Origin of the sequence: Sphaerisporangium sp. NBC_01403, from assembly GCF_045040145.1 — a bacterium.
In the GTDB taxonomy this organism is placed as follows: domain Bacteria; phylum Actinomycetota; class Actinomycetes; order Streptosporangiales; family Streptosporangiaceae; genus Sphaerisporangium; species Sphaerisporangium viridialbum.
Map to the genome: position 1 here is coordinate 2,035,676 of NZ_CP109534.1, position 24,618 is coordinate 2,060,293.

A 24,618-nucleotide genomic window follows, 5' to 3' on the forward strand; every position below is an offset into this window, starting at 1 on the left:
CGGAGGTACAAGTTGACATCACGACGTACCCTCGAAGAGAAACTTTGAATCATCACCCCGGCGATCGCCGGGCAGGTCAGGTCGCGCTTCGGCGCGCGAAACAGGGAACAGGTCAACGGTGACTATCGGAATCTCCATCGCCCTCATCCTGTCGAGTGCACTCATGGTGCTGCTCGTGTTGCTCCACAAGGGCAAGGGTGGCGGCCTCTCGGATCTCTTCGGCGGCGGGTTCACGTCGTCGTTCGGCGGGTCCTCGGTCGTGGAGCGGAACCTCGACCGGCTGACGATCATCACCGGCACGATCTGGTTCGTCTGCATCATCGCGCTGGGCCTGCTGCTCAAGCCGTAGCGGACCTACCGGCGTACTGACCGCACCCGGGGGTAGCGGTCATTCCCGGCAAAGCCTGACAGAGATTCTTTCCCCGTCCCTGCGGGGCGATCAAGCGAGGAGTTCATCCGTGGGTAGTGGCAACGCGATCCGTGGTAGCCGTGTCGGCGCCGGTCCGATGGGGGAGGCCGAGCGTGGCGAGGCGGCCCCTCGAGTGCGGGTCTCGTTCTGGTGCGCCAACATGCACGAGACGCGTCCGAGTTTCGCCAGTGACGCAGCCGTCCCGGAGTACTGGGACTGCCCTCGATGCGGTCTTCCCGCCGGTCAGGACGAGTCGGCCCCGCCCGCGCCTCCGCGCAACGAGCCGTACAAGACGCACCTGGCCTACGTGAAGGAGCGGCGCAGCGACACCGACGGCGCCGCGATCCTCGCCGAGGCCCTTGAGCGGCTTCGCAACAACCGTTCGCCCTGGTAGGCCTTGCCGGTCGTGCTCGAGTGAGCGATGCCCCCGCGGGAGACCCGCGGGGGCATTGTCGTCCGGCGCCCGAAGTCCGGGCCCGAGGCTCAGGCCCGAAGCTCAGGGCCGAGGCTCAGGCGTGGCGCTCGTAGACGGCGTCGCCGCCGGCGAAGGTCATGGCCACCTCGGTGGTCCAGATCTCCTTGGACGGCAGCTCGAACGGGTCGCGGTCGAGGACCACCAGGTCGGCGCGGTTGCCCTCCGCGATGACACCGGCCTCGTCGTCGTGGTTGATCCAGGCCGACCCGGCGGTGTAGGCGGCCATCACGGTGGCCAGGTCGAGGCTCTGTCCCGGAAGGAACGGCGTCTGGGCCGTCGGGTAGCCCGCGTGCACCGAGCCGCCGGGCTCGGTGCGGTTGACCGCCACGTGCATGCCCTGCAGCGGGTCGGCCGAGGAGACCGGCCAGTCGCTGCCCGCGCACAGCCGCGCGCCCGTACGCACCAGGTCGGCGAACGGGTACTGCCAGGACGAGCGCTCCTCGCCGAGGTAGGGGATGCACAGCTCGTCCATCTGCAGGTGGTGGGTCGCCCACAGCGGCTGGAGGTTGGCGGTGACGCCGAGCCGGGCGAAGCGCGGCACGTCGGAGGGCTCGACGATCTGCAGGTGGGCGATGTGGTGCCGGTTGCCGGGCGACGTGCCCTCCAGCGCGTCCAGGGACTCCCGTACGGCGCGCTCGCCGATGGCGTGGAAGTGCACCTGGAAGCCGAGCCGGTCGAGCTCGGTGACGTAGCCGTTCAGCAGGGCGGGGTCCACGTACGACAGGCCGCGCTGGTCGGGGCCGCAGTTGCAGTAGGGCTCGATGACGGCGGCGGTGAAGTTCTCCGCGATGCCGTCCTGCATGATCTTCACAGAGCCGGCCGAGAACAGCCCTCCGGCCTGGGCGCGGCGCTCGGCCATCTCCTCGATCTGCTCGGCGCCCCTGGTGCGGTCCCACCACAGGGCGCCGACGACGCGCGCCCTCAGCCGTCCCGCGCCCGCCGCGGACAGGTAGGCGGGGAAGTAGTCGTCGGAGCCCGCGTACGAGCCGACGATCGCGTCCTGCCAGCCGGTGATGCCCAGGGAGAACAGGTACGACTGCGCGTCCATCAGCGCCGCGTCGACGTCGCCGGCGGTCGGCCGGGGGGTGAGCAGGCCGACCAGGTCCATGGCGCCCTCGTGCAGGACGCCGCTCGGCGTGCCGTCGGGGTCGCGCTCGATCCGTCCGTCGGCGGGGTCGGGTGTCTCGGCGGTGACCCCGGCGATCGAAAGGGCCCGGGTGTTCACCCAGGCCGCGTGGTGGTCGCGCTGGATCAGGTAGACGGGCCGGTCCACGAAGTCGAGTTGCGTGCGGTGCGGGAGCCCGCCGGGGAAGGCGGCCATGTCCCAGCCGCCGCCGTCGATCCACTCCTTGTCCGGGTGCGCCTTGGCGTACACCGCGACCTTCTGGACGTAGGCGGCGAGGCCGAACACCTCCGACAGCTCGCACTTCGACCGCTCCAGCCCGGCCTGCACCGGGTGGATGTGGGCGTCGGTGAACCCGGGCGTCAGCAGCCCGCCTGCGAGGTCCACGGTCTCGTGCCCGGGGCGCGCCTGCGGTACGACGTCGGCCTCGGCGCCCACGGCGGCGATGCGCCCGTCCCTGACCAGCACCGCCTCGGCGAACGCGTCCGGGCCGGTGGATCCGGGGTAAGCGGGATATAGGGGAGCGCCGGGCAGGCGTGCCGAGCCGGTGAACACGCGCCCGCCGCGGAAGAGCAGATCGGTCATCGAGAATCCGGGGCCCCGCGCCCGACCGGCCTCGGCCGGGTGCCGGACCCCTCCTCCTACCTGTTGATCGTGATGGTGGTAGTGCCGGTTGATCGTGATGGTGGTGGTGCCGGTGTCGCTCGCCGTCGAGGGTTCGCGCACCGAGGGCGCGTGTCGGCCGGGGGCGGAGCCTCTCCGCAGCGGGGAACGCGCCTGCTCGTATCGCCACATCCTGCTATATCCGCCGGCCGCCCCGCAGCCTGGCACCGGAAAGCACGGCGATTCACGACACGTCGTATGAAATCACGCGTTCAGCAGCAAAGCATGTAAACGAAACCACGGGCTCATCCCTGTGTAGCAGCTTTGTAACAGTCCAGCGGCATTCTGGTGACCGGACAACAGGGGGTTTCGATGGGATTTTTGCGGATTCGTACCACGGTTGACGAGCGGCCGGGCCGGCTTGCCTCCCTAACCGCCGCGCTGGCGGCCAAGGGCGGCAACATCCTTGGACTGAGCGTCCAACCTGACACCGACGGCACAGTGGACGAGTTCGTCGCCGACATCCCGGCGTCCGCCGAGACCGTACGGGAGGCTCTGGAGGCGGCGGGCGGCCGGCGCGTGCAGGTCGTGCCCGCCACCGCCCACGAGCTGACCGACGAGCCGACCCGCGTCCTGCTGCTCGCCTCCCGGCTGCGGGCCACGCCCTGGCGGCTGCCGGAGGTGCTGGCCGACCTGCTGCGTGCCGATGACGCCCGCTGGGTGTACGGGTCGGACATGTCGTCCGACCTGCCGGACCCGACGCTGCTCACCGTGCCCGTCGCCTCCCGCCGCGCCATCCGGCTCCGCAGGAGCGGGCTCCCGTTCACGCTGACCGAGGCGGCCCGGGCCGCCGCGCTCGTACGGCTGGCGCAGCCTCCGGCCGAGGCCACGGCGGCCGAGCGCCCGGTGGTGCTCAGCGACGGGGTGGAGGTGCAGGTGCGCCCGCTCACCCTGCTCTACCGCGAGGCAGTGCGCGACCTGCACGACCGGTGCTCTCCCGACTCCCGCAGGTTCCGCTACTTCACCTCCATGCCGACCCTGCCGCCGCGCATGTTCGACCGGCTCTGCGACCGCGACCGCGGGCACTCGCTCGTCGCCGGTCACGACGGCCAGGTGGTGGCACTGGCCAACCTGATCTTCACCCAGGATCCCGGTATCGCCGAGATGGCGTTCCTGGTCGAGGACCGGTGGCAGGCGCGCGGCCTCGGGGGCGCGCTCGCCCGCATGCTGCTCCAGGAGGCCTGCGACCTGGGCTTCGCGGAGGTCCGGGCGACCCTGCTCTCGGACAACGTGCGCATGCGCCGCCTGCTGCTCTCCCTCGGCGCCACGCTGGCGTACACCGAGGACCCCGGTGTGCTGGAGGCGAGGATGGCGGCGGGCACGATGGTGCCCGCGCCGCGCGCCTCGGCCGCCGGGCGCCACGACTGACCGCCGCGATCCGGGGACGCTCGGGGACTCCGGATCGCGGCGGTTCGACTCGTCATCCGGGGGTCTCGGGGGTCTCCGGGGTCTCGGGGGCCTTGGAGGGCGCTTCGCTGGTGCCTGGGCCTGGGCCTGGGCTTGGGCTTGTACCGGCGTCGGTGTTCGTGTCGTCCGGGGCGGGCGGGACGCCCATGGCGTCGAGCCTGCGCTCGATGCGGTCCAGGCTCTCCTGGATGCGTTCCAGGCGCGCGCCCAGACCTTGTGCGGGGGTGAACAGGACGGTGTCCTCGGCGGGGTTGCCGAGCCTGCGGCCCCTGCGGCTCTCAGCGCCCTCGATGAGCCGCTCGCGCACCTGCTGGAGGTCGACCTCGTGCAGCACCAGCACCTGGACGGCGACGCCCTCGCCCTCGCGGACCAGGCCCAGCAGGATGTGCTCGGTGCCGATGTAGTTGTGATGCAGTTGGAGGGATTCGCGGAGGGACAGTTCGAGGACCTTCTTGGCACGCGGCGTGAACGGGATGTGCGCTCCCGATGTGCTCACCCCGAGCCCGACGATCTCCTCGACGCTCGTCCTGACGTCGTCCAGGGTGAGGCCGAGGCCCGTCAGGACCGTCGCCGCGAGCCCCCTGCCCTCGCCCAGGAGGCCGAGGAGCACATGCTCGGTGCCGATGTACTCGTGGTTGAGCCGCCTGGCCTCCTCCTGGGCGGTGACCACGGCACGACGTGCGGAATCGGTGAAGCGCTCGAACACGGGGAGCCTCCGCGTGCGTCCGGTGGGGGTCGGCCGGGCCGCTGGCATGGGGGACCGGCTCGGTACGGCTTCTTCCACTATGCGGCAAACCACCCCGCCCCGGACAGGCATCCGGTTCGCGGCGGCCTTTCCGGGGAGCGCCCGGACGTCCCGTCCCGCCTCAGGCATCGGCCGAACCCTGACCTGACCACCCGCCGTGCTCACACGCGTCACAAGCGGGCGATTGCGAGCCGGTGAGCTCCACAACAGCCTGAGAATCGCTCAGTTCTTCCTTGTCACATTGCGGATCCTTGTGGTCTGTGCCGTACCAGCCCCGTTGGTGTTCCGTGCTGGATCAGGCGGCGCGGCCGGCCTTGAGTGAGGCCGCGGTGTCGACGACGCGGCGGGCCTGGTAACGGGCCGCCTGCAAGGCCACCTCACTGGGTGGGCCATCGCCGGCCACGTGGGAGGTGCCGTACGGATTGCCTGACTGGAACTGGATGGGGTCGGTGTAGCCGGGGGGCACGATGACGCCGCCCCAGTGGTAGAACGTATTCCCTAGCGCCAGGAGAGTGGATTCCTGTCCGCCGTGGGCGGTGTTGGAGGCGGTGAAAGCCGAGTACACCTTGTCCGCGAGCTTGCCCTGGTACCACAGGCCACCGGTGGTATCGATGAACGCCCTGAGCTGGCTGGCCGGGTTGCCGAAGCGGGTGGGGGTACCGAACAGCACCGCGTCGGCCCAGGCCAGGTCGTCGAGGCCGGCCTCGGCGACGTCGGCGGTGTCCTGGAGGTGTTGGGCCCAGGCCGGCTTGGCGCTGATCGCCTCCGGTGGGGCCAGTTCGGCGACCTTGCGCAGTCGCACGTGTGCGCCGGCCTTTTCCGCGCCCTCGGCGGCGGCTTGCGCCAAGGCATGCACGGTGCCTGTGGCACTGTAGTAAATGATCGCGGCGTTCACGGGTTCCATGATCGGTTTCCTTCCTTAGCGTTCGGTTCATCGGTACGACGACACAACCGCTGGGAATGTGAGGCGACGCGCCTGCCTCACAGTTCGGTGCGATGTCTCGTCGAACTGGTGAGGGCAGCTGCGACCAAGGGAGTCGGCGACACCGTGACCAACCCATCCGAGCCAGGAGACGGCCGGCCCGATCCGGGCCTGAGCGCGATCATGAGCGAGCGGCGTCAGCTGATCAATCTGGCGTACCGGCTCCTCGGCTCCCTGGCCGATGCCGAGGATGTCGTACAAGAGACCTACGCCCGCTGGTACGCCATGTCCCGACAGCAGCAGGAAGCCATCGAATCCCCCGGCGCCTGGCTGACGAAGGTCGCCAGTCGCGTCTGCCTCGACCTGCTCGGCTCGGCACGGGCCCGGCGGGAGCGCTACGTGGGCGAATGGATCCCCGAGCCACTGCCCGACCGTGCCGAGTGGATCAGCGGGCGGCCGGGCGGCACCACGGTCGACCCGGCCGACCGGGTCACCCTCGACGAGTCGGTCAGCATGGCCTTCCTCGTCGTGCTCGAATCGATGACCCCGGCCGAGCGCGTCGCGTTCATCCTGCACGATGTCTTCCGCTACTCCTTCGCCGAAGTGGCCGAAATCGTCGGCCGTACCCCTGCGGCATGCCGCCAGCTGGCCTCCTCGGCACGCCGTCGCATCCGCGCGTCGCAGGCTCCCACGGCTCCGGCAGCCCAGCAGGCCGGCATCGTCAGGGACTTCAAGCAGGCATGGGAAGCCAAGGACATCGACGCCCTCATCGGCCTCCTCGACCCCGACGCCACGGCGACCGGCGACGGCGGCGGCCTCGTCAGAGCCGAGCTCCGCCCGGTCGAAGGCGCCGAGCAGATCGCGCGCTTCTTCGCCGCTCGGGCCAGTGCGACGATCCTGGAGTGTACGGTCAACGGTCAGCCTGGTCTGGTGGCTCAGCTGGACGGCGTCACCGTGTCGGTGCTGGCGTTCGACGTCGCAGGCGACCGGATCAAGCACATCTGGGCAATACTCAACCCCGACAAGCTCCGGCCTTGGACGACGGGCTGACACGCGCCTCCGCACCATCGGGTCCGCCCGCACCATCGGGTCCGCCCGCTGCTTCGAATGCAACGGCCAGGGTGTCGACTTCTACCTCTACCTGGCCGCCGTTCGTCACCATCCGCGCACTCATCCGCCGAGCAAGACCCCGCTACCGCTGGGACACCCGACCCACATCACGCCGACTCCGGTAACCATCTAATGGCGGCCTAATGGCGGCCGCTCTTTAGAGGCGTGGGGTGGGGTGTCTCGTGAGGGTTGATGTTGGGGAGGTCTTGGGTGGGCGGGAGGGCCGGGGCGATGGGAGTTCGCCCACCCGTCAAGCGCTTGACGGGTGGGCCGGGTGCTGCCCACCCAGGGGTTGGGCAGCCTAGAGGCATGGGGGAGCGGGCCTGGTGAGGGTCGACGGTGTGCAAATTCTTGGACGGATCGGCCAGTTGGGGTGATCACCGACAAGGCCGGCCAGGGGGCATCATTGCCGCACCTGGGGAGGTCATTTCTTGGGCGGGCATCACCCGGCCCACCCCCCAAGATCCCGCAAGATGGACCCTCACCAGGAACCCCACCCCGCGCCTATCCCGGGATCTTCCGAGGTCAGCCGTCACCTGCAAGGCACCCTCACTCCGCGCCCCTAGTGGGGTGACCACCAACGTTCGCCGGGTCGGTCTGTCCACCTCCACTCGGGACCACAGTGCCTCGTGGGTGGACACAATCACCGGTAGGGCCGGCCGTCCCCGGCAGCCATTCGCATCGCCGTACCTGGTTGGAACCTCAGGCTGGTGACTGCAATCGCCGAATGCAGTCGAGTAGTGCCTCGTGGACCTGTCGGCGATGGTAGCCGCGGATAACGACGTTGAACTTGGTGGCGCGGATGAAATCTGGAGTGACCCGTTCGAGTTCGTCGGCGGTGCCGTCGAAGGTCTTCTGGATCCGGTTGAACAGCTCGTTCACTGGCTGGCGGTCATAGCCGCGCATGACCACGTCGAACTCATATCTTTGCGACGGTTCCTCGAAGAACTCGCCTAGCCCTTGTTCCACCGGTTCATCCATGAGGCCGAGGCTGCCACGTGTCGGCGCACTCCTCAATAGATCACATCGAACGTGGAGTTGTGCTTCATACCGACCTACTCCACGCGGGAGGCCCAACGCCGCGAACACGCCCGCATCCGCAGCGAACGCCGAACCGCTAGGGTCCCCGCCATTAGCCGCGCGATCGGACCCGGCGAACGTTTGTGGTCACCCACTAGGTGGTCCAGGTTCTGGGTGGGCAGCACTCGGCTCACCCGTCGATCGCCTGACGGGTGGGCGAACTCCCTTTGTCCGGCCATCCCGCCCATCCCAGGTCTCCCGAAGGTCAATCAGTACGAGAGTCCCTCACCCCACGCCGCCGTGACCGGAATCGTTTGTGGACGAGCTGTACATCCCGCCGAGCCGGCGGATCTCCTCCAGTGGGTACGGGGTCTCCCTGCTCTCCCGCTGGAGCTTGCGATAGAAGTCCGACATCACCGCGGCGAGCGGCGCGTGTTGGGCAAGGATCGCCGCAGCCGCGTCCGGGATTCCCGTGAGGCGCTGGCCCTCGGCGCACGCGCGTACCAGCGCGTCGCGGTCCTCCCTCCGGTATCCGTACAGAGCGGTGACCAGCCAGCGCACCAGATGCGTGACGGTATAACAGCGGTCGTAGGTCCGATGCCGGTCGAAGAAGTCTGCCTCGTCCCGCGACAGTTCGAACCGGGAGGAGATCGCAAGGCCGTAGTCCGCGAAGAAGAGGCGCTGGCCGTCGGTCAGGATGTTCTCGAAGTGGGCGTCGAAGTGCAGGAGCCCGCGGGCGTTCATGAACGAGGTTCCAGCCTTCAGGTCCCTCTCCACCATGGCGCAGGCCCGGTCGGCGGCCTCGTCGCCGGCTCCGACCTGAGTGCCCAGCCATTCGTGCAGGTTCTGCGGGATGTACTCGAGGAACAGCGCGACGCTCGCCGAGGATTGCTGGAGAGCCTCGATCCGGCGGCGCACCTCCGATCCGCCTCCCCAGTACGCGACGGCTCGTTCCACGTCGGCCAGTTCCTCGGGCAGGGACTGAACCGAGTCCGGCAGCACCCGCCAGTGGTACATCAGGGGGAAGCCCTCGTAGTCCCCCGCGAGCACCCAGTTCGTCGTCATGGTTTGCACGGCGAGCTCTCTCCAGGCCCCGAAGCCCGGCCCGCCGATGCCGTACTGGCAGAAGGCCGGCAGCGCGAACAGGTTCGCCGTGGACCGGACGTTCTCCGGCTGCCTCTCCGGATCGGTGAGTGGCACCCGCTTCACGAAGACCGAGGTTCCGGCGACCTCCAGCAGGGCCGACTTCCCGCCGATGCCAGAGCCGATCGGCACGGCCGTGTCCACGAGCTCGTGCAGTGCGCGATCACTGCACAAGGCCAGGGATGTGGAGACGGCACTATGGGCGGTGAGTCGCGCACCGCGCGACATGTCAGGGCACTTCACTGCCGCCTCCACCTGGGCGCTGACCTCGATTCCGCAAGGGGGTTCGCAGCCCCGCCGAGCGCGACCACGCTGGACACGTGGCTCTGCGGTTCGGCCTTCGGAGCGGTAGACGCATCCAGGATCCGTGTGTCTCGACAGACCTGAACGCCCTCTTGACCGCACTTTACGTGAAGATCGATGACGAGATCGGAGGAACGCGATGCCTTGGCAGACCACCTCTGCTCAGCGATCCGAGCTCGTGTGCCTGGCCGTGGCCCAGGCACTGCTGGGCTGCCACCTCTGGGTGGGCAGCCCCGGCCCACCCGTCAAGTGCCTGACGGGTGGGTCAAAGGTTCAATTCGCCCCGGCTCCCATCGGCGTGGCAGGTGGACGACGATGTGTTTGCCGCCTCCGGTCGTCGGTTCGACGGTGTGCTGTCCTCCCGCCTCCTCGGTGAGGAGCATGACCATGCGGAGCCCCCGTCCGCCATCGTCATGGGACGTGGCCACAGCGCGGGGCAGGCGCGGATGGGTGTCGTGGACGGCCACGGTGAGCCAGCGCGCGTCGGCGGCCAGCATCACCGTGGCGGTGGGTGACTCCGTGGCGGCGTGCTCGGCGACGTTCGTCACCAGCTCCGTCACGATAAGGCCGGCGGTGAACGCGGTCTCCCGGTCGATGGCCCAGGAGGCGAGCGTTCGCACCGTCTCGCGCCTGGCCACGGGCACCTGCTCGATCGTGGAGAGCACCACGAAGACATGGCTCACCCGCTCAACGGAAAGCATCCCGATCCCTTCTCCCATGGACGCCGCGCCTTTCGCGGGCGGTTGTCAGCGTCTGGTGAGAAGGCTTGACGGGAAACGCCGTACCGTCATTGATCGATCACAGGTGGTTATGACAGATTGGCATCGCGAACGCCGTCGGTTTCTCCTACTGTGACGCGCCTGGCGGGCTTCGCGAGGAAGGACTCGGGCGCATGGGGGAGCGGCTGTGCCCGGGGTGCCGGAAGGCGGTGCTGAGCCGCTACAGCCGTGATCCCGTGTGCGCTCCCTGCCTGCGGGCGACCCGTGGCGCGCGACCCGTCGCACCGGCGTGGCTGTGGGACTGCTCGTCGTTGCGCCAGGCGCTGGCCTCGGCCGACCTGGCCGCGTTCGTCGCGATCGTGCGTGCGGCGATGGGGCTGAGCCAGCTTGAGCTCGCCGGCCTGGCCGGCTGGTCGCAGAGTACGGTCAACCGCATAGAGAGCGGCGAGCGCGGCACGATCTACGACATCCGCGAGATCCTCCGCTTCGCGGATGCCATCGACATGCCGCGCCACGCTCTCATCCCCCTGCTCATCGGCGATCCGGTGGCAGGTCTGCCCGTTGAGGGCATAAATCCTGACATGGACATGGACCGCCGCCAGTTCAACGGAGTTCTCGCGGGCGGCTTCGCAGCGGGCATGGGCTGGGGCTCCATGCACATTCCCACTCGGGTCGAAGCCGCGCACGTGAAACACCTCAAGGCCACGGTTGAGCGCCTGCGCGCTGACGATCAGCGGATAGGTGGTGCCATGCTGCTTGGTCCCGCGCTGCATCTGCTCGCGAGGGTACGGCGCATGCTCGACGAGGCCGACTACAGCGAAGCGATCGGCCGCCAGTTGGTGGCCATCGCCGGAGGGCTGAGCGTCGACGCGGGCTGGTTCGCCTACGACTCAGACGATCAGAACCTCGCTCGCGGGTTGTACGGCGAAGCCCGCCTCTACGCCGATCACGCTGGTGATCGGGAACTTCATGTACAGGTGGCGTCCCTCCTCGCCATGCAGGCCACACGGCTCGCGCGGCGGCACCCGGGTCGTGCCAGAGAGGCACTGCGTTTCGTGGCCACGGCCAAGGAACTTGCGCGGCACTGGGCCACACCGCGTGTGTACGCGCTGCTGGAACTTCGGGAGACCTCCGCGCACGCCGTTCTCGGTGACGGGCGGGCTTGCCGCAGATCGATGACCAACGCCTGGCGGGAGTTCGAACGTGGACCGCATGAGAACGACCCGGGTTGGGCTGGATTCGTCAGCGAGGCAGAGCTCTTGAGCTTCGAGGGCCGGGCAGCAGTAGCACTGGGTAAACCGGCTGCCGCGGTCGAGTTCTACCGGCGGTCTGTGGACAAGTGGAACAGCGATCGAAACCGCTCCTACGGCCGTGCCTGCCTGGCCGATGCGCTGCTGGCCTCCGGCGCGAAATCGGACGCCCTGGCCGAGGGACTCGATCTGCTCTCGCACGTGAGCGGATCCCGGCGGACGTTGCAGGAGTTGGCGCCGTTGCGGGCGGTGGCGGGGGAGTCATCGGAGTTCGCCGACCGGTACGACCGGCTCCTCGCGGACTAGCCCCGGCCCCCGCGTCTTACGGGCGCGCAGGCCGAAGGCGGTGATGATCGCGCCGAGGGCCCCGGCGACGACCGGGACGACCAGAGCGGTCTGGAGCGCGTCCAGCCCCGCTTCGGGCGAGCCGGAGTCGCCGAGCGCCGCGACGTTGACGGCGGTCACCGCCGACAGGCCGAGGGCGGTGCCGAACTGCATCGCGGTGTACAGCAGGCCGCCGGCCAGGCCGTGCTCGTGCTCGTCGATGCCGTCGGTGGCGGCCATGGTCAGCGGGCCGTACGCCAGGGAGAAGGCCAGCCCCAGCAGGAGCATCGTCGGCAGCATGGCGGTGTAGGCCCAGTCCAGCCCGGCGGGCAGGAACAGCACGTAGGCCAGGGTCGCCAGCACCAGCCCGCCGAACAGCACGGGGACGTTGCCGAACCGGTTCACCAGCCGTGGCGTGAGGGTCGGGGCGAGAACCGTGTCCATGCCGATCACCAGCATGGCCACACCAGTCTGCAGCGTGCTCCAGCCGCGCAGTTCCTGCAGGTACAGGGTCGCCAGGAACTGGAAGCCGGCGAAGGAGCCGACGAACAGCAGCGCCCCCAGGTTGGCGCGAACCAGGGGCCCCGACCGCAGGATGCCCAGCCGCACCAGCGGGTGGGCCGTGCGCCGCTCGATCACGACGAAGATCGCCAGCAGTGCCAGGCCGGCGGCGAACGTACCTGCCGTGCCGCCCCAGTCGTTGCCGGGACGCTCCAGGCGCACCACCCCGTACACCAGCAGCAGCATCGCCCCGGTGATGCTGAACGCGCCCAGAAGGTCGAAGCCGCCCGCCGGGCGCTCCGTGTCGCCGGGGTCCTTGATGAGGGGGATGGCGGCCAGCAGGATCACCGCCGACAGGATGACCGGCGCGAAGAACACCCACCGCCACCCGAGCGAGGCCAGCAGCCCTCCGGCGACCAGGCCGAGCGAGAAGCCGCCCGCCGCCGTTCCCGCGTAGACCCCGAGCGCCTTGGTGCGCTGTGGCCCTTCGGGGAAGTTGCCGGTGACGAGCGCCAGCCCGGCGGGGGCCATGAACGCCGCCGCGACCCCGGTGACGAACCGGGCGACCAGCAGCATCCAGCCCTCGGTGGCGAACCCGCCGAGGCCTGAGAAGATCAGGAAGACCGTCAGCCAGAACAGGAACATCCGGCGGCGGCCGAGCAGGTCGGCGGTGCGGCCGCCCAGCAACATGAAGCCGCCGTAGCCGAGCACGTAGGCGCTGACCACCCCGCTGAGCATGCCGGTGGACAGGCCGAGGTCGGCGCGGATCGACGGCAGCGCCACGTTCAGCATCGCCACGTCGATCCCCTCAAGGAAGATCGCTCCGCACAATACGAACAACGCGCCCCAAGCACGCCCGTCCATGTGTCCGCTCGATGTGGACATGATTTGACTCCTCCGGGAAAGGCGGGACCGGGCACGGTAATCCAGATGAGTGCCGGTTCCCTCTTGTAACCAGCAGCATCTTCGGACACCATCAATGACCATGGAAGACGGCACTTCAAAGTCCCCCGGTTACTGCGGGGATACCGGCGACGACTACGACGTTCTCCAGTGGGACACGCGGGAGGACTGCGAGGTCCGCCAGATCCTCGACCGCATCGCCGACAAGTGGTCGCTACTGGTCATCGCCCTGCTCGACCAGCGCACCCTGCGCTTCACCGAGCTGCGCCGCACGATCGACGGGGTCAGCCAGCGGATGCTCGCCCGCACGCTGCGCCACCTGGAGCGCGACGGGCTGGTGAGCCGCACGGTGCACGCGTCCGTGCCGCCGCGGGTGGACTACGCGCTCACGCCGCTGGGCGCGACCCTGCACCACACCATCCGCGCGCTGGTCACCTGGACCGAGGAGCACCAGAACGAGATCGCCTCGGCTCGCACGGCGTACGACGCCCGGGTGGTGGCCGAGCAGGAGATGGCCGAGCGGGAGGCGGCGGAGCGGGACGCCATCGCCCGGGACGTCCTCGCGGGCAGGCGCTGACACCACCCCGCACGCGCCGCGCGGGTCACAGGCCGTATTCCTCCAGGAGGTGGAGCCAGACCTCGCTCACGGTCGGGAACGCGGGAACGGCGTGCCACAGCCGGTAGAGGGGCACCTCGGCGGTGACCGCGATGGTGGCCCCGTGCAGGAGGTCGGCCACCGCGGGGCCGGCGAAGGTGACGCCGAGCAGCACGCGGCGGTCCTCGTCGACGACCATCTTGGCCCGGCCGATGTAGCCGTCGGCCTGGAGGGTGGCGCCGGGGACGGCCCCCATGTCGTACTCCACGGCGCGTACCGAGAAGCCCTCGGCCCGTGCCCGGGACTCGGTGCGCCCGACCGCGCAGATCTGCGGGTCGGTGAAGATGACCTGCGGGGCGCCCAGGTCGTCGGCGATGTCGCGGTGCGAAGGAAGGTCGTCGGCCAGGCCCCTGGCGCGGGCGGCGATCACGTCGCCGCACACCCGGGCCTGGTACTTGCCCATGTGGGTGAGCAGGTTGCGCCCGTTGACGTCGCCGACGGCGTAGAGCCCGTCGCCCGGGACGCCCGTCGCCCGCATGCTGGCGTCCACCTCGATCGGGCCGCGCGCCGCCAGGCCCACCGTCTCAAGGCCGAGGTCGCCCACGGCCGCCCGGCGTCCGGTGCCGACGAGGATCTCGTCGGCCTCGATCAGCGCCCCGTCGCCGGTGTGGACGGTGACGGGGCCGCCGGGGACCGGGCGCTCGACACGGGTGGGCGTACGGCCGAAGCGTACGTCGATGCCCGACCGCCGGAACGACTCCACCAGCAGCTCGCCGGCGAACGGCTCGGTCCGGCCGAGCAGGCGGTCGCCGCGTACGAGCACGGTCGTATCCTGTGCGCCGAGGGAGTGCAGCGCCTGCGACATCTCGCAGGCGACGACCCCGCCGCCGATCACCACCAGCCGCTTCGGCACCTGCTGGACGCTGGTCGCCTCCCGGTTCGTCCACGGGCGCGCCTCCCGCAGGCCGGGCACGTCCGGGATCGAGGGGTCGCTGCCGGTCGCGATGACGACGGCGTGCCGGGCGCTCAGGGCGCGGGTGCCGCCGTCCGGCGTGGTCACCTCCACCCGCAGAGGGCCGGCCAGGCGTCCATGGCCCCGGACGAACGTCGCGGGGACGTTCTCGATCCAGCCCACCTGGCCGCCGTCGTCGAAGTGGGACACCACCCGGTCGCGGCGGGCGAGCACCGCGTCGGCGTCGATCGGGCCGCGCAACTGCAGCCCGGGCATCCGGCTCACCTCGGCCGCCAGCTCCATCGGCCACAGCAGCGCCTTGCTCGGGATGCACGCGTAGTAGGCGCACTCGCCGCCCGCCAGGCGCTCCTCGACCACGGCCGCCGTCAGGCCGCCCCGTACGGCCCGGGCGGCGGCGGTCTCCCCGGCCGGTCCCGCGCCCACGACGATCACGTCGAAGACGTCGTCCTCGCCGGTCATGGAACCCCACCCCCGTTGCCGCAGGTCACGCCGCGTGTACGGGCGTAGTCGCATCAGCCTTGCACCCTCGCGAAGCCGTACCCCCCGTGCTGGGCACGGCCTCGGGAGTCGGATCAGGTCAGCCTGCGCCCGGAATCGTGACGTTCTGCTCCTTGAAGTCGTAGCCGGTCTTCGAGGCGTTCTTCTGCAGGCCGTCCATGGACGCCTTGCTGGTGTCCAGGTCGGCCTCCGTGGCGGTGCCGCCCTTGAGCTTGTCGGTGAGGCTGGTGAACTTGCTGCTGACGCCTTCCACGGCCTTGCACAGCGTGGGATTGGCCACCGCGAAGCCCTTGGCGACCTTCAGCTCATGCAGGGCGAAGACACCCGCCACGGCCGCCTTCACGAAGGTGCGCTTGCGCTTCTCGGCGCCGGCGTTGAAGCCGCCGCTGCGCAGGGGCTTGTAGATGTACCGGTGGAAGGCCCCGAGCGCGAGGCCCGCGTGCAGAGCGAAGCGGGTCTTGGCGAACGGCTTGGCGTTGCCTCCCGTCGGGCACTCGGCGTTGTACTCGGTTTCCGTGCCCGCCGAAGGCTGGGCACCCGCCGGCGGCGCGCCGGCCGCCGGGCTGGTGGCGACCGCGTTCTCGGGCGTCACGACGGCGGTCTTGTGACCGCCGCAGCCGCCGAGCAGCGCCACCGCAAGAAAAGCCGCCGCCGCCGGTACGGCGACGGATCGAGGAGTCCGTACAGCCACTTCTTCCCCCCACTGGAGCTTCGCGGCGGAACGGCCCGCGCCTCCGCGGGCATCTCGGAGACCGGCCGCCTGCCAGGTGAACGGCTCGCCGCCGTTCGGTGTGATCTTCCCTTCTCTTCCCAGTGTAGTTAGATCGACACTTTCCGTGACCGTTGCTTTACCTCGCTCTGAGGCGAGGCGCGGTCGTGGCGGGCCGGGTGTCCTGTGGGGGAGGCTAAGAGCTGTCGCGTATTATGACAGTCCGGTGTGTGATCATGTCTTTCCGGCGTGGTCGGCGGCCTGGGGAGGTCGTCGTCTCATCCGGGGTCGGCATGTCACCGGGGCCGGAACTTCGCCGAGCAGAGGCCGCCCCCCGCCCGCGCTGCCGGGTGCGGTAGTGCGGGCGGGGGGCGGCTGCCGTATCGCCCGTTCCCGCTCCATCGGATGGGGCGGTGGCGGGGCTTATCACGGTTGACTCGGTCAGGGCTTCTTGCAGCCCTTGGGTGGTGCGGAGCTGACGGGCGCGGGTGTAGTCCACGCGCGCGGTCTGTGGGTCGGCTGGGTCGCTCAAGGTGACGCAGGCGGCCAGCGCGGCGGAGACCAGATCCCGGTCGGCGGTCAGGCCGCAGGCCGGGCAGTGATGGGTCCGGGCGGCCAGGGATTTGGTGACGCGGGCGCCGCACAGGCAGTGCTGGGACATCGCGGTTTTGGTGGTGGAGGCGCGCAGCAGTGCGCCGCCGGTGGCGGCGCATTCACGGGCCAGGGCGGTGATGAGCAGGCCGGGGGTGAACGCGGCGCAGGCCCGGCCCCAGAGCCGGTGCCAGGTGGAGATGTCGCAGTCTTCCACGGTCAGGTTGGCGCCGTGCACGCTGGTCAGGGCGGCGGCGGTGGCGTAGGTGCGGGCGCGGCGGGCTTCGGCGCGGCGGGCGGCGTCGGCGGCGACCGCGGTGCGGAGCTTGCGGTAGCCGCGGGTCAGGGTGTCTTTGCGGTAGGCCTGCCGGGGTGTCCCGGCGGCGCCTGCCTGGGGGGAGGCATCCGGCGTGGCTGCGCCAGCACGGGCATGCCCGTGGGCAGCAGCCCGGCATCGGCCATGCCCAGCCCCGCCGGCAAGCCCAGCGCCCGGTACGCGGCCAGATGCCCGGCCAGGCTGCCGTGCAGCCGGAACGTCTCCCACTTACGGCCGGCCGTGTGGGAGCGGGCCCGGCCCGGGATCCGGGTATACCGGTGATACCGGCCGATCTTCGGCGCTCCGGCATAACGACCGGCGGCGTCGGGGAACAGATGCCGCGCCACCCCGTTCCACACCTCATCGGCCTGATGCAGCGCCAGCGCCTTGGTCAGATGATGCAACAGATGCCCAGAGCGGTCCAGATGCGCCCGGGCGGCGGCCTCCAGCCCCGCCCGCGACAACCCCAGCTCCTTACGCCACCCGCCAGGATCCTGCGCCCGGCGGTGTTCCCCCGCCCAATACGCCGCCACCCGATCAGCGGCATCGTGCTGCAACGCCCGCTTCAACCGCCACGACGCCCCGAACAGAGCCTCCAACCGGGCCCGGACCTGCGGATCACTGCTATCCAGCGCCAACCGGATCACCGACACCGGCTGATCCTCAGCACGACGCCAGCCCCGACCCTTGTTCTTCCCCCGAAACCGCCGAACCGACGAGGACGAGGACGACGAAGACGAAGACGAGGAGCGGTGGCCATCACCGCTCGCGATCACCCCAGGCGTCCCTCTCGCCACAGCCATGACATCACCGTGCCAGACAGCACTGACAATTTCCTCCGCTCTCCGCTCTCCGCTCTCCGCTCTCCGCTCTCCGCTCTCCGCTCTCCGCTCTCCGCTCTCCGCTCTCCGCTCTCCGCTCTCCGGACGGAAGACGAAGGGCACCGCCAGGGCATATCGCTCTATGTAACCAGCGGACACGGTCGGTGGTATGCGGATGCGGCTGGCGCGGTGCACCTCAGCGGACCTCAAAGCCTGGACCGGACTGTCCGGCGCCCAGTTCCTGACCCTTATCCGGCGGCTGTGGGACCGCCGCCCCGACAAGGGCATCGGGCACCCGTGGGCGCCGGCCTACCCCGACCGGGTCCTGCTCATCGTCTTGGCCTACCGCACCAACCTGACCTTCGCCCAACTCGGCTCCCTGTTCGGCATCTCCCACGCCGCCGCGCACCGCGTCGTCCACGACTTCGCGCCGCACCTGGCCGCCCTGCTCGGCCCGCCCCCGGCCGACAAGCGGGAACTGTGGGTCGTCGACGGCACCCTCATCCCCGTCCACGACCACACCAAGACCGCCAAGTCCAAGAACTACCGGCGCAGCGTCAACGTGCAGATCATCACCCGCGCCCGGGACCGCCGCGTCGTCGCGGTCGGCACGTCCTGGCCCGGCAACCGCAATGACATCGTCGTCTACCGCAACACCCTGGGACGAGATCCCGCCCTGACCGCGCACCCTCGCCTGTCGCAAGATGGCGCCTATCGCGGCGCGGCCGGGGTCCGCAACCCTGCCCGCGGGCCCGACGGCAAGATAATCAAGGACCGCACCTACCGGCGGTTCGGTAAACGCCGGGCAGTGGTCGAGCACACCCTGGCCCGGCTGAAAGACCATCAGATCCTGCGCCAATGCCGCCGCAAAGCAGACGCCATCAATCATGCCGTCGCGGGCGTCGCCGCGCTCCACAACCTGAAGCTGGAGGTGGCAGCCTGACGATCAACCAGATCGCCAGATCAGGGGAAACCGTCTCGATCAGCGAAACGTGATAGGTCTTAGGAGCGGCCGGCGCGGGCGCGGAAGGCGGCGGTCTTGACGCGGTTCTGGCAGGCGGTGGAGCAGAAGCGGCGGGTGCCGTTGCGCGAGATGTCGACGTAGACGCGGTCGCAGTGCGGCGCGGTGCACACGCCGAGCCGGTCGTGCAGCTCGCTGCCGAGCACGATGGCGAGGCCGGTGGCGCACGAGGCCGCCCACTCGTCGGACCGGCTGTCGCCCTTACCGTGGAAGTGCAGGTGCCAGGGCTCCCCGTCGTGGCGGTCGAGGCGGGGCCGGGCGTGGAAGCGGTCGATCAGGCGGTTGACCTGCTCGGCGGCGGTGTCGACGTCGCCCGCCTCGATCGCGTCGAAGACCACGCGCAGCTCGGTGGCGACGCCGGCCAGCTCGCGCGCCTCGGCGTCGGTGACCTCGCGTGCGCGCCGGCTGCCGGTGCGCAGGGCCGCGGTGACCGCCTCGCGCCGCTCGGGGCCCGCGGGCGGGAGGACGTACGCCCTGCCGCGCGCCTCGCCCTCGGTCAGCGTGTTGATAAGGGACGCCGCGACCGCCACCACGGCATCGGAATGGCTGTTGAAGTTCACTTTGACCAGTTACACCCTCGCGCTCGGACTCGCGACCATCAACCTAGCCCACGATCGGCCGGACCGTACGGCGGGCCTCGCGGGCAAGGTAACTGCCGAAGCCGCCTTGACCCGTTACGTGGGCACCCTCTAGTCTGTCACTATTGAAAGTATAGATGACAGTTACAAGGAGGCTGCGATGTCGACTCTGCCGCGCGAGGTGGCGCAGGACTGGATCACCCGGTGGGACCGCCAGCAGGAGGGTTACCTGCCCGACAGGGAGGAGCGGTTCACCGCCCTGATCGACGCTGTCGAGGCCGGCGCCGGGCGGCCGGACCCGATGGTCCTCGACCTCGGCTGCGGGCCTGGCTCGCTCGCCGCCCGCCTGCTCGACCGCCTCCCCGGCGCCACGGTCGTCGCGGTGGACGCCGATCCGCTCCTGCTGGCCCTCGGGCGCGCGGCCCACGCCGGCAGGCCCGGACTGCGCTTCGAGGACCTCGACCTGCGCGCGGCCGGATGGGCCTCGGCCCTGCGTCTCGACCGCCCGGTGGACGTGGCGGTGAGCACCACCGCGCTTCACTGGCTGTCCGAGGCCGGGCTACGCACGATGTTCGCCGAGCTGTCCCTCGTGCTGCGGCCCGGTGGGCTGTTCCTGAACGGCGACCACCTGGACGTGGAGGACGTCTCGCCGGTGCTGGCGAAGATCGAGCGCGCGATCCACGACCGCGCGACCCGGCGGCGCTTCGGCGACGGCATGCCCGAGGACTGGCGCCAGTGGTGGGACGCGGTGGACGCCGACCCGGCCCTGTCCGCCCTCCGTGACGAGCGGGAGCGCAGGAGCGCCGCGGCGGCCCACCACGGGTCGGAGTCGGGGAACCTCTCCACGCACGTCACCGCGCTCCGCGGAGCCGGTTTCGCCGAGGTCGGAACGCTCTGGCAGAACGGGAACGACCGGCTCCTCGCCGCCGTCCGTCGCTGATCGCCGCAAACCTGACAGGATCGTGTGAGATTTCGGATAAATCGCTTTCGTGGGGGTCATCGGGCTGCTTAAGGTCGAGCGGTATGACAGAGACCCCCACATCCATCGAAGCGTTCATCGCGGCCCTGCCCAAGGTCGAACTCCACGTCCACCTGGTCGGATCAGCGTCGGTGCCCACGGTCCTCGAACTCAGCAGGCGGTATCCGGGCGGCCCGGTGCCCTCCGGCGAGGAGGAGCTGCGCGCCTTCTACGAGTTCCGGGACTTCCCCCACTTCGCCCAGATCTACGAGGGCGTCAACAGCCTCGTCCGGGAGCCGGAGGACGTCGCCATCCTCGTCACCGGCGCCGCGCGCGACCTGGCCGCCCAGAACGCCAGGTACGTCGAGCTGACCGTCACGCCGTACTCCCACCAGCGAGTGGGCATGTCGACGCGCGCCATCACCGAGGCGCTGGACGTGGCGGCGCGGCAGGCGGCCGAGCTCGGCGTGCGGGTCGGCTACATCTTCGACATCCCCGGCGAGCACGGGCTGGAGGGCGCGCGGGCGACGCTCGACCACGCGCTGAACGAGCCGCCCGAGGCCCTGGTCGGCTTCGGGCTCGCCGGCATCGAGCAGGAACGCCCGAAGTACCGCGACGCCTTCAGGGATGCCTTCCGGGCGGCCGTGGCGGCCGGCCTGCACAGCGTGCCGCACGGCGGCGAGATGACCGGGCCGGAGACCATCTGGGAGGTCATCGAGGGGCTCGGCGCCGAGCGCATCGGCCACGGCACGAGCTGCGTGGCCGACCCCCGGCTCATGGCCCACCTCCGCGAGACCCAGATACCGCTGGAGGTGTGCCCGACGTCCAACGTCCGCACCCGCCAGGTGCCGGACATCGCCTCCCACCCGATGCCCCGCATGCTGGAGGAGGGCCTTTACGTCACCCTCAACAGCGACGACCCGCCCATGTTCGGCACCACCCTTGACCGGGAGTACCGCGTCGCGGCCGAGAGCTTCGGGCTCGGCCCCGCGGAGCTGGCCGCGCTCGCCCGCAACGCCGTGCGGGCGTCCTTCCTGGACGACGACGGCAAGCGCGCGATCGTGGCCGAGATCGACGAGCTGGCCGTGCCCCGCTGAGGCGGGTGCCGAGCCCGGCGGATCAGGGGGACGCGGGGCGGCCGAGGCCGGGAGGGATCTTGGAGGCGGCGGCGCGGTCGAGCAGGAACAGCGTGCGCGCCCGTCCCCGGGCCCCGGCGGCGGGCACCTGCATCGGCCCGGACTCCTGGAGGGCCAGGTGCACGGCCTTCGCCTTCTCCTCGCCCGCCGCGATCACCCACACCTCGCGCGCCGCCCTGATCGTGGGCAGCGTCATCGAGATGCGGGTGGGCGGCGGCTTCGGGGCCCCGTGCACGGCCACGACCGGCCGCTCGTCGTACAGGGCGGGCATCCCGGGGAACAGCGAGGCCACGTGACCGTCCGGGCCGAGGCCGAGCATGAGGATGTCGAAGGACGGCACGGGCCCGTGGTCCTCGGGACGTGAGGCCCTGCGCAGTTCGGCGGTGTAGCGGTCGGCGGACTCCTCGGCGGTCACGCCCGCGTCCGGCCCGAGCATGGGATGCACCCGGTCGGGGTCCACGTCGACGTGGTCGAGCAGCGCGCCGCGGGCGCCGGTCTCGTTGCGCTCGGGGTCGCCGGTGGGCAGGAAGCGCTCGTCACCCCACCAGATGTCCAGGCGCGGCCACTCGACCGCGTCGCGGGCCGGGGTGGCGGCCACCTCGGCCAGCGTGGCGATGCCCATGCCGCCGCCGGTCAGCACCAGGTGCGCCGACCCCTTGGCCGCCTGGGCGTCGGCCAGCCCGGTGATCAGGCGCGCGGCGACGGCCTTGGCCAGCACGTCGGCGTCCCGGTGGATCAGAACCGAGGGAACACTCACGAGAGGAACCGTCCTTCTATCACGGAGGTGCCCGACACCCGCCCACATACCGAAATTTCCGGAAGTGGGGGAGTGCCGGGCCACCAGGTCAAGCTGTCAGTACGGGGGGCGGTTCAGGAGAGGTCGTAGGCGGCGACGCCCCTGATCGTCTCCTCGTACACCTCGTCGGGGTCGAGTCGCCGCAGCTCCTCGGCCAGCAGGTCCGAGGTGGGCCGGCGGGCCAGGGCGACCTGCCGGTCGGGCTGCCCCGGCCGTACGAGCGTGGCGGTGCGGGAGTCGTGCCGCTCCACCACCACCTCGCCGTCGTCGAGGCGCAGGCACACCTTGGTCAGGCCGGGCCCGCTGGACTCGGTCACCCTGATCGGGGCGTCGAGCTTCTGCGAGAGCCACACGGCGAGCAGTGCGGCGCTCGGGTGGTCGGGCTCGGCCTCGACGTAGCCGTCCAGGATCTTCCCGACCGGCTGGTCGAACGCCGCGGCGAGCAGGCTGCGCCACGGGGTGATCCTGGTCCACGCGAGGTCGGTGTCGCCCGGCGTGTATCCGCCGATGCGGCTCTTGATCGCCGCCACCGAGTCGGCGGCCGAGCGGGCGTCGGTGACGCGGCGCTGGCCGAAGGCGCCCACCGGGTCCTTCGCCGGGGCCTCGGGAGCGTCGCCCGGCCACCACACCACCACCGGGATGTCGGGCAGCAGCAGCGGCGAGAGCACCGAGTCGGCGTGCTCCCTCAGCTCCCCGTACAGGCGGAGCAGGACGACCTCGCCGGTCGTCAGCTCGCCGACGCGGATCTCGGCGTCGAGCCGTGTCGCCTCGTCGCGCTCCCTCGGGATGACCGCGAGGATGCGCGATGGGTGCTCGCGGGAGGCCTCGGAGGCCGCGCGCACCGCGTCGTACTGGTGGCTCTCGTCGCACACCACCACCAGCGTCAGCACCATGCCGACCGCCGGCGCCCCCACCTGGTGCCTCAGCCGCGTGAGCTGGGAGGAGATGTCGGAGGCCGTGGTCGACCCCATGAGAAAACTGGTCACAACATCCTCCAGGTGCGGCCGTCGCGGGCCATCAGCTCGTCGGCCGACTTCGGGCCGCCGGTGCCGGCGGGGTACCCCTCGGGGTGCTCGTCGCTCTTGGCCCAGAAGTCCTCGATCGGGTCGATGACCATCCACGACAGCTCGACCTCGCGCTGGTGCGGGAACAGCGGCGGGTCGCCGATGAGCACGTCCAGCAGCAGCCGCTCGTAGGCCTCGGGGGAGGACTCGAGGAACGCCTCGCCGTAGGCGAAGTCCATGTTGACGTCCCGGACCTCCATCGCCGTTCCCGGCACCTTCGAGCCGAACCGCACGGTGATCCCCTCATCCGGCTGGATGCGGATGACCAGGGCGTTCTGCCCCAGGATCTCGGTGTCGGTCTTGCTGAACGGCAGGTGCGGCGCCCGCTGGAACACCACGGCCACCTCGGTCATCCGCCGGCCGAGCCGCTTGCCCGTGCGCAGGTAGAACGGCACGCCCGCCCAGCGCCGGTTGGCGATCTCCAGCTTGATGGCGGCGTAGGTCTCGGTCCTGGAGTCCGGCGGGACGCCCTCCTCCTCCAGGAAGCCCTCGACCGGCACGCCGCCCTGCCAGCCCGCGGTGTACTGGCCGCGGGCGGTGGCGAGGCCGAGGTCCTCCGGCAGGGTGAGGGCCTCCAGGACCTTCTCCTTCTCCCTGCGCAGCGCGGCCGCGCCGAAGGCCGTGGGGTCCTCCATCGCGACGAGCGCGAGGAGCTGGAGCAGATGGTTCTGGATGACGTCACGCGCCGCGCCGATGCCGTCGTAGTAACCGGCCCGGCCGCCGACGCCGATGTCCTCGGCCATCGTGATCTGCACGTGGTCGACGTAGCCGCGGTTCCAGATCGGCTCGAACAGCGTGTTGGCGAACCGCAGCGCCAGGATGTTCTGGACGGTCTCCTTGCCCAGGTAGTGGTCGATGCGGAAGACCGAGTCCGGCTTGAAGGCCGAGTCGACGATGCGGTTGAGCTCACGGGCGCTCTTGAGGTCGTGCCCGAACGGCTTCTCGATCACCACGCGGCGCCACGACCCCGCGGGCGGCTTGGTGAGCCCGGTGCGCTTGAGCTGCTCGACGATGACCGGGAAGGCCTTCGGCGGCGTCGAGAGGTAGAAGGCGTAGTTGCCGCCGGTGCCGCGGGTCTCGTCGATCTCCTTGAGCGCCATGACGAGCGCGTCGAAGGCGCCGTCGTCGTCGAAGGAGCCGGGGACGAAGTGGAGCCCCTCGCAGATCTGCTTCCAGACCTCCTCCCGGAAGGGAGTGCGGGCGTGCTCCTTGACGGCGTCGTGGGTGATCTTCGCGAAGTCCTGGTGGGCCCAGTCGCGCCTGGCGAACCCCACCAGCGAGAAGCCGGGAGGCAGGAGCCCGCGGTTGCCCAGATCGTAGATCGCGGGCAGGAGCTTGCGCCTGGCCAGGTCGCCGGTCACGCCGAAGATGACCAGCACGCACGGCCCGGCCACCCTCGGCAGCCGCTTGTCGCGGGGGTCGCGCAGCGGATTCGCCTCCATCACCTCGATCGTGGTCGCGGTGCTCGCCGCCGCCTGGGCGGCGGCGAGCGAGTCGTCGGGGGAGACCTTGCCGGGCTCCCCGTCGCGCACCGCGAGCTCGACC

General features: G+C 70.4%; 23 protein-coding genes and 2 pseudogenes. 10 read left to right on the forward strand and 15 right to left on the reverse strand.

From position 1 onward, the window contains the following. Positions 1–118: 118 nt before the first annotated feature. Together secG and OG589_RS08765 are read left to right on the forward strand one after the other, a co-directional pair. The gene (gene secG, locus OG589_RS08760; RefSeq protein ID WP_358559885.1) at positions 119–349 is read left to right on the forward strand and encodes a preprotein translocase subunit SecG; all 231 of its coding nucleotides are present in this window, start codon (positions 119–121) and stop codon (positions 347–349) included. A 109-nt stretch (positions 350–458) separates the two neighbouring features. Continuing rightward, positions 459–803: an RNA polymerase-binding protein RbpA gene (locus OG589_RS08765; RefSeq protein ID WP_189163482.1), complete on the forward strand. Its 345-nt coding sequence runs from the start codon at positions 459–461 to the stop codon at positions 801–803. Between the two features lie 115 nt (positions 804–918). On the opposite strand, the gene OG589_RS08770 is transcribed toward OG589_RS08765, so the two are convergent. Then, positions 919–2,592 (reverse strand): amidohydrolase, encoded by a 1,674-nt coding sequence (locus OG589_RS08770; protein WP_405147751.1) that lies wholly within the window; start codon positions 2,590–2,592, stop codon positions 919–921. 390 nt (positions 2,593–2,982) lie between these two features. On the opposite strand from OG589_RS08770, the gene OG589_RS08775 reads away from it, so the two are divergent. Next, on the forward strand, positions 2,983–4,038 hold the full coding sequence (locus tag OG589_RS08775; RefSeq protein ID WP_405147752.1) for a GNAT family N-acetyltransferase: 1,056 nt from the start codon (positions 2,983–2,985) through the stop codon (positions 4,036–4,038). A 274-nt stretch (positions 4,039–4,312) separates the two neighbouring features. On the opposite strand, the pseudogene OG589_RS08780 reads toward OG589_RS08775, so the two are convergent. Both OG589_RS08780 and wrbA read right to left on the reverse strand, forming a co-directional pair. After that, positions 4,313–4,783, reverse strand: a pseudogene (locus OG589_RS08780) (Clp protease N-terminal domain-containing protein); the annotation flags it as partial. A gap of 334 nt (positions 4,784–5,117) precedes the next feature. Beyond that, positions 5,118–5,726: an NAD(P)H:quinone oxidoreductase gene (gene wrbA, locus OG589_RS08785; protein WP_405147754.1), complete on the reverse strand. Its 609-nt coding sequence runs from the start codon at positions 5,724–5,726 to the stop codon at positions 5,118–5,120. Between the two features lie 108 nt (positions 5,727–5,834). Between wrbA and sigJ the strand changes: the two genes are divergently transcribed. Both sigJ and OG589_RS08795 read left to right on the forward strand, forming a co-directional pair. Beyond that, complete coding sequence (sigJ, locus tag OG589_RS08790) at positions 5,835–6,794, forward strand: RNA polymerase sigma factor SigJ (RefSeq protein ID WP_405147755.1); 960 nt, start codon at positions 5,835–5,837, stop codon at positions 6,792–6,794. 46 nt (positions 6,795–6,840) lie between these two features. After that, positions 6,841–6,979 (forward strand): annotated as a pseudogene (locus OG589_RS08795) (IS5/IS1182 family transposase); the annotation flags it as partial. A 577-nt stretch (positions 6,980–7,556) separates the two neighbouring features. On the opposite strand, the gene OG589_RS08800 reads toward OG589_RS08795, so the two are convergent. From OG589_RS08800 to OG589_RS08810, 3 genes are all read right to left on the reverse strand, one after another. After that, positions 7,557–7,835, reverse strand: a complete 279-nt coding sequence (locus OG589_RS08800) for a DivIVA domain-containing protein (protein WP_405147757.1) — start codon at positions 7,833–7,835, stop codon at positions 7,557–7,559. A 324-nt stretch (positions 7,836–8,159) separates the two neighbouring features. Then, positions 8,160–9,191: a protein kinase family protein gene (locus tag OG589_RS08805; protein ID WP_405147758.1), complete on the reverse strand. Its 1,032-nt coding sequence runs from the start codon at positions 9,189–9,191 to the stop codon at positions 8,160–8,162. A gap of 374 nt (positions 9,192–9,565) precedes the next feature. Beyond that, positions 9,566–10,021, reverse strand: a complete 456-nt coding sequence (locus OG589_RS08810; protein WP_405147760.1) for an ATP-binding protein — start codon at positions 10,019–10,021, stop codon at positions 9,566–9,568. 191 nt (positions 10,022–10,212) lie between these two features. Here OG589_RS08810 and OG589_RS08815 point away from each other — a divergent pair, with 191 nt between their 5' ends. Further along, positions 10,213–11,595 (forward strand): helix-turn-helix domain-containing protein, encoded by a 1,383-nt coding sequence (locus OG589_RS08815; protein ID WP_405147762.1) that lies wholly within the window; start codon positions 10,213–10,215, stop codon positions 11,593–11,595. On the opposite strand, the gene OG589_RS08820 is transcribed toward OG589_RS08815, so the two are convergent. Further along, positions 11,551–12,999 (reverse strand): MFS transporter, encoded by a 1,449-nt coding sequence (locus tag OG589_RS08820; protein WP_405147764.1) that lies wholly within the window; start codon positions 12,997–12,999, stop codon positions 11,551–11,553. The genes OG589_RS08815 and OG589_RS08820 overlap by 45 nt on opposite strands. 100 nt (positions 13,000–13,099) lie before the next feature. On the opposite strand from OG589_RS08820, the gene OG589_RS08825 reads away from it, so the two are divergent. Then, positions 13,100–13,594 carry a winged helix-turn-helix transcriptional regulator gene (locus tag OG589_RS08825; protein ID WP_405147765.1) on the forward strand — a complete coding sequence of 165 codons (495 nt, stop codon included), beginning with the start codon at positions 13,100–13,102 and terminating at the stop codon, positions 13,592–13,594. 25 nt (positions 13,595–13,619) lie between these two features. On the opposite strand, the gene OG589_RS08830 is transcribed toward OG589_RS08825, so the two are convergent. From OG589_RS08830 to OG589_RS08845, 4 genes are all read right to left on the reverse strand, one after another. After that, positions 13,620–15,044 carry a dihydrolipoyl dehydrogenase family protein gene (locus tag OG589_RS08830; protein WP_405147767.1) on the reverse strand — a complete coding sequence of 475 codons (1,425 nt, stop codon included), beginning with the start codon at positions 15,042–15,044 and terminating at the stop codon, positions 13,620–13,622. Positions 15,045–15,162: 118 nt separating this feature from the next. Next, the gene (locus OG589_RS08835) at positions 15,163–15,774 is read right to left on the reverse strand and encodes a hypothetical protein (protein WP_405147768.1); all 612 of its coding nucleotides are present in this window, start codon (positions 15,772–15,774) and stop codon (positions 15,163–15,165) included. A gap of 214 nt (positions 15,775–15,988) precedes the next feature. Beyond that, complete coding sequence (locus OG589_RS08840; RefSeq protein ID WP_405147770.1) at positions 15,989–16,621, reverse strand: zinc ribbon domain-containing protein; 633 nt, start codon at positions 16,619–16,621, stop codon at positions 15,989–15,991. Between the two features lie 104 nt (positions 16,622–16,725). After that, a complete protein-coding gene (locus OG589_RS08845; RefSeq protein ID WP_405147772.1) occupies positions 16,726–17,352 on the reverse strand; it encodes a hypothetical protein in 627 nt (208 codons plus the stop codon). A gap of 337 nt (positions 17,353–17,689) precedes the next feature. Between OG589_RS08845 and OG589_RS08850 the strand changes: the two genes are divergently transcribed. Beyond that, on the forward strand, positions 17,690–18,463 hold the full coding sequence (locus tag OG589_RS08850) for a transposase (protein ID WP_405143917.1): 774 nt from the start codon (positions 17,690–17,692) through the stop codon (positions 18,461–18,463). A gap of 59 nt (positions 18,464–18,522) precedes the next feature. Here the strand turns inward: OG589_RS08850 and OG589_RS08855 are convergent, their stop codons facing one another. Further along, entirely contained in the window at positions 18,523–19,101 is a 579-nt protein-coding gene (locus OG589_RS08855; protein ID WP_405147774.1) for a CGNR zinc finger domain-containing protein, read from the reverse strand. A gap of 178 nt (positions 19,102–19,279) precedes the next feature. Here OG589_RS08855 and OG589_RS08860 point away from each other — a divergent pair, with 178 nt between their 5' ends. Together OG589_RS08860 and add are read left to right on the forward strand one after the other, a co-directional pair. Next, the gene (locus OG589_RS08860; protein WP_405147776.1) at positions 19,280–20,059 is read left to right on the forward strand and encodes a class I SAM-dependent methyltransferase; all 780 of its coding nucleotides are present in this window, start codon (positions 19,280–19,282) and stop codon (positions 20,057–20,059) included. Between the two features lie 83 nt (positions 20,060–20,142). Continuing rightward, positions 20,143–21,174: an adenosine deaminase gene (add, locus tag OG589_RS08865; RefSeq protein ID WP_405147777.1), complete on the forward strand. Its 1,032-nt coding sequence runs from the start codon at positions 20,143–20,145 to the stop codon at positions 21,172–21,174. Positions 21,175–21,196: 22 nt separating this feature from the next. Here the strand turns inward: add and pgl are convergent, their stop codons facing one another. The 3 genes from pgl to zwf form a co-directional block, all read right to left on the reverse strand. After that, positions 21,197–21,970: a 6-phosphogluconolactonase gene (gene pgl / locus OG589_RS08870; RefSeq protein ID WP_405147778.1), complete on the reverse strand. Its 774-nt coding sequence runs from the start codon at positions 21,968–21,970 to the stop codon at positions 21,197–21,199. 113 nt (positions 21,971–22,083) lie between these two features. After that, positions 22,084–22,980 (reverse strand): glucose-6-phosphate dehydrogenase assembly protein OpcA, encoded by an 897-nt coding sequence (locus OG589_RS08875; protein ID WP_405151990.1) that lies wholly within the window; start codon positions 22,978–22,980, stop codon positions 22,084–22,086. Positions 22,981–22,991: 11 nt separating this feature from the next. Further along, a complete protein-coding gene (zwf, locus tag OG589_RS08880) occupies positions 22,992–24,515 on the reverse strand; it encodes a glucose-6-phosphate dehydrogenase (RefSeq protein ID WP_405151991.1) in 1,524 nt (507 codons plus the stop codon). Positions 24,516–24,618: the final 103 nt, after the last annotated feature.